We start from the raw sequence: 4145 nt of genomic DNA on the forward strand, positions 1-4145 counted from the left end.
CAGCGTCGTGACGACCGGTGCACCGGTGGACTCCGCGAGCTCGAGGAGCTCCGCCGACGCCTTGCCGCGGATCACGCCACCGCCGACATACAGCACCGGCTTCTTGGCCTCGGCGAGCAGCGTTGCCGCGGCCTGGATCTGCTTGCCGTGCGCCTTCGTCACCGGACGGTAGCCGGGGAGGTCGATCTTGGGCGGCCACACGAACGGGGCGGTCGCCTGCTGCGCGTCCTTCGTGATGTCGACCAGCACAGGACCGGGGCGTCCGGTACCGGCGATCTCGTAGGCCGCAGCGATCGCACCGGGGATCTCGGACGCATCCTTCACCAGGAACGAGTGCTTGGTGATCGGCATCGTGATGCCCACGATGTCGGCCTCCTGGAACGCGTCCGTCCCCATCAGCGTCGAGAACACCTGGCCGGTGATGGCGAGCATGGGCACCGAGTCCATATACGCGTCGGCGATCGCGGTGACGAGGTTGGTCGCACCGGGGCCGGAGGTGGCGATGCACACGCCCACCTTGCCGGATGCCGACGCGTAACCCTCGGCCGCGTGGCCGGCGCCCTGCTCGTGCCGCACCAGGATGTGGCGGAGCTCGGAGGCGTCCATCAGCGGATCGTAGACCGGGAGGATCGCGCCGCCGGGAAGACCGAACACGTCGGTCACGCCAAGGAGCTCGAGCGCGCGGACCACGGCCTCCGCACCGGTGATCTCCGGCGCAGAGGATTGACGGGCGGGCGGCCTCGGCACGGCCGGGGCGGAATCAGCAGTCATGAGTTTCCTTCTGATGATCTGTGCAGGACGCCGGATGCCGGAGCGTCCGGGTCAGCCGGTGGTCGCGCCCTCGGCGGCGGACCGCACGAGGCGCGAGTACTTGGCAAGAACGCCTCGGGTGTAGCGCGGGGGAAGCGGCTCCCAGCCAGAACGGCGGGAGGCGAGCTCTGCCTCGTCGACGAGTAGATCGAGAGAGCGAGCTGCGATATCGACCCGTATCAGATCACCATCGCGCACGAAGGCGATAGGACCTGCGTCCACCGCTTCGGGTGCTATGTGGCCGATGCACAGGCCGGTTGTGCCGCCTGAGAATCGTCCGTCAGTCAAGAGTAGTACATCTTTTCCGAGCCCAGCGCCCTTGATGGCCGCCGTGATGGCGAGCATCTCGCGCATGCCCGGTCCGCCCTTGGGGCCCTCGTAGCGGATCACGATGACGGTGCCGGGCTCGATCTCCCCCTCGGCGACGGCGTCCATCGCGGCACGCTCGCGCTCGAAGACGCGGGCGGGACCCTCGAAGACGGCCGCATCGAAGCCGGCGGTCTTGACGACGGCACCCTCGGGAGCGAGCGAGCCGTGCAGGATCGTGAGGCCGCCCGTGGCGTGGATCGGGTTGTCGAACGTGTGGATGACCTCGCCGTCGATCGGCTGCGGGGCGAGGTCGGCGAGGTTCTCGGCGAGCGTCTTGCCCGTGACTGTGAGCGCGTCGCCGTGCAGCAGTCCCTCGTCGAGCATCGCCTTCATGATCACGGGGATGCCGCCGTGACGGTCGACGTCGTTCATGACGTACTTGCCGAAGGGCTTCATGTCGGCGACGTGCGGAACCTTGTCGCCGATGCGGTTGAAGTCGTGCAGGCTCAGCTCGACCTCGGCCTCGCGGGCGATCGCGAGCAAGTGCAGGACGACGTTCGTGGAGCCGCCGAGGGCCATCGCGAGGGCGATCGCGTTCTCGAACGCCTCTTTGGTGAGGATGTCGCGGGTCGTGATGCCCTGACGGAGCAGGTTCACGACGGCCTCGCCCGAGCGGTGAGCGTAGTAGTCGCGACGGCGGTCCGCTGCGGGCGGAGCCGCCGAGCCCGGGAGGCTGAGCCCGAGGGCCTCCGCGACCGAAGCCATGGTGTTGGCGGTGTACATGCCGCCGCACGCGCCCTCACCCGGAGCGATGGCGCACTCGATGCGCTTCAGGTCCTCCTCGCTCATGAGGCCGGCGCGACACGCACCCACGGCCTCGAACGAGTCGATGATCGTGACGTCCTTCTCGGTGCCGTCCGAGAGCTTGACCCAGCCCGGAGCGATCGATCCGGCGTACAGGAACACACTCGACAGGTCGAGGCGCGCACTGGCCATGAGCATGCCGGGGATGGACTTATCGCACCCGGCCAGGAGCACCGAGCCGTCGAGGCGCTCTGCCATCATCACGGTCTCGACCGAGTCGGCGATGACCTCGCGCGACACGAGCGAGAAGTGCATCCCCTCGTGGCCCATCGAGATGCCGTCGGAGACCGAGATGGTGCCGAATTGCAGCGGGTAACCGCCGCCCGAATGCACACCCTCCTTCGCCCCCTGCGCGAGCCGGTCGAGGCTCAGGTTGCAGGGAGTGATCTCGTTCCAACTCGAGGCGATGCCGATCTGCGGCTTGTCCCAGTCGGCGTCGCCCATGCCGACGGCACGGAGCATACCGCGGGAGGTCGTGGCCTCGATGCCGTCGGTGACGACGCGGCTGCGGGGCTTGATGTCGATGGGCGCGCTGCTGGCGGGATCATGCGAGGACATGACGGAAGTCTATTGCCGTGCGGAGGTGCGTTCGTCCGCCAACGCCTCCAGAAGCTCGGCGATCTGTTGTGGAGTGTCCACACGCAGGGTCGCCACGCTCTCCCCCGGCCCCACGCGCACGCCGAGGTCACCGGGCTCCAGCACGCGCATCGCGTCCTCGTCGGTCACGTCATCGCCGGCGAACAGGATGCCGGTCGCATCGAACCGGTCGCGGAGGGCCGCCATCGCGGCATCCTTGCCCTCGGTCCGCGAGGAGAACTCGAGCACCCGGTGACCGGAGCGGCGCCTCCAGTGCGGGAAGCGCTCGGCCACGAGGGCGTCGATCTCGGCGAAGACGCGCTGCTCGGTCTCGGCATCGGCGCGACGGGTGTGCACACCCATGCCGAAGGTCTTGGGCTCGAACTCGGCACCGTCGTAGCGGTCGATGATCGGCTGGGCCGCCGCCCAGAGCTCTTCGCGCGCACCGTCTTCTGTCGCCTCGCCCGGAGCGTCGACGTCGCCTTCGCCCGGGAACCAGTACTGCGCGCCGTGCGAACCTGCCAGGGCGATCGCGGAGTCGTCGGAGTGCTCGGTGATGACGCGGAGATCGTGCATGCTGCGTCCGGAGACGTAGGCGACGACCGTGTCAGGTAGTGCTGCAAGACGATCGACCTGGACGGCGACCTCGGGGAGCGCCCGCGCCGCCATCGGGTCGGCGACCAGCGGAGAGGCTGTGCCGTCGAAGTCGAGGGCGACCACCAGCCGAGGCGTTGCGGCCAGGGCCTTGAGGTCGTCGTCAGCGGTTCCGGGGATCCAGGGGCGCGTCATGGATGCTCCAATCACAGGGGTCGTGCGTGTGGGCTCGGGTTCGGTGTCGCGGGTGCTCAGCGGCCGCGTACCTCGGAGAGGGCCTTCAGGAACGACGACGACCAGGCGTTCACGTCGTTGTCGAGCACACGTCGGCGAAGCGACCGCATGCGGCGACCCTGCTCGGCGGGCGACATCTCCACCGCCGTCATGATCGCGTCCTTGAGCCCCTCGATGTCGTGCGGGTTGACCCGGACGGCCTGGCGCAGCTCATCCGCCGCGCCGGTGAACTCGCTCAGCACGAGCACGCCGCGGTCGTCGACGCGGGTGGCGACGTACTCCTTAGCGACCAGGTTCATGCCGTCGCGCAGAGCGGTGACGAGCATCACGTCTGCGGCCAGATACAGCGCGACCATCTCCTCGCGCGGGTATCCCTGGTGGAGGTATCGGATCGCGGAGTGCCCCATGGTGTCGGTGTCGCCGTTGATGCGGCTGACGGCGAGCTCGATCTCGTCACGCAGGTGCACATAGGCGTCCACACGCTCGCGACTGGGGCTGGCGACCTGCACGAGCGTCACGTCCTCGACCTTGAGCCGCCCCTCGGCGAGGAGCTCACCGTACGCCTTGATGCGGTGGCGGATGCCCTTGGTGTAGTCGAGCCGGTCGACCCCGAGCAGGATGCGCTTCGGATTGCCGAGGCTCGCGCGGATCTCCGCCGCCCTCGCACGCACGTCCTCGCGGGCGGCGAGCTCGAGGTAGGGAGTGGTGTCGATGGAGATGGGGAACGCCCGCGCCATCGCGGTGCGCGTGCCCTCGCC

At 68.8% G+C, this 4145-nt stretch carries 4 protein-coding genes; all 4 read right to left on the reverse strand.

The window, feature by feature from the left end:
* Positions 1-771 (reverse strand): thiamine pyrophosphate-binding protein (locus KZA10_RS08890; RefSeq protein WP_256934630.1); only part of this gene is annotated, 771 nt, incomplete at its 3' end.
* Between the two features lie 51 nt (positions 772-822).
* Positions 823-2541, reverse strand: coding sequence for a dihydroxy-acid dehydratase (ilvD, locus tag KZA10_RS08895; protein ID WP_218682686.1), 1719 nt, complete (start codon positions 2539-2541; stop codon positions 823-825).
* 9 nt (positions 2542-2550) lie between these two features.
* On the reverse strand, positions 2551-3348 hold the full coding sequence (gene otsB / locus KZA10_RS08900; protein WP_055872687.1) for a trehalose-phosphatase: 798 nt from the start codon (positions 3346-3348) through the stop codon (positions 2551-2553).
* A gap of 56 nt (positions 3349-3404) precedes the next feature.
* Positions 3405-4145, reverse strand: a 741-nt coding sequence (locus KZA10_RS08905) for a trehalose-6-phosphate synthase (protein ID WP_218682687.1), incomplete at its 5' end; no start/stop codon positions are given.

Source organism: Microbacterium sp. BF1, assembly GCF_019279095.1.
Taxonomy (GTDB): domain Bacteria; phylum Actinomycetota; class Actinomycetes; order Actinomycetales; family Microbacteriaceae; genus Microbacterium; species Microbacterium maritypicum.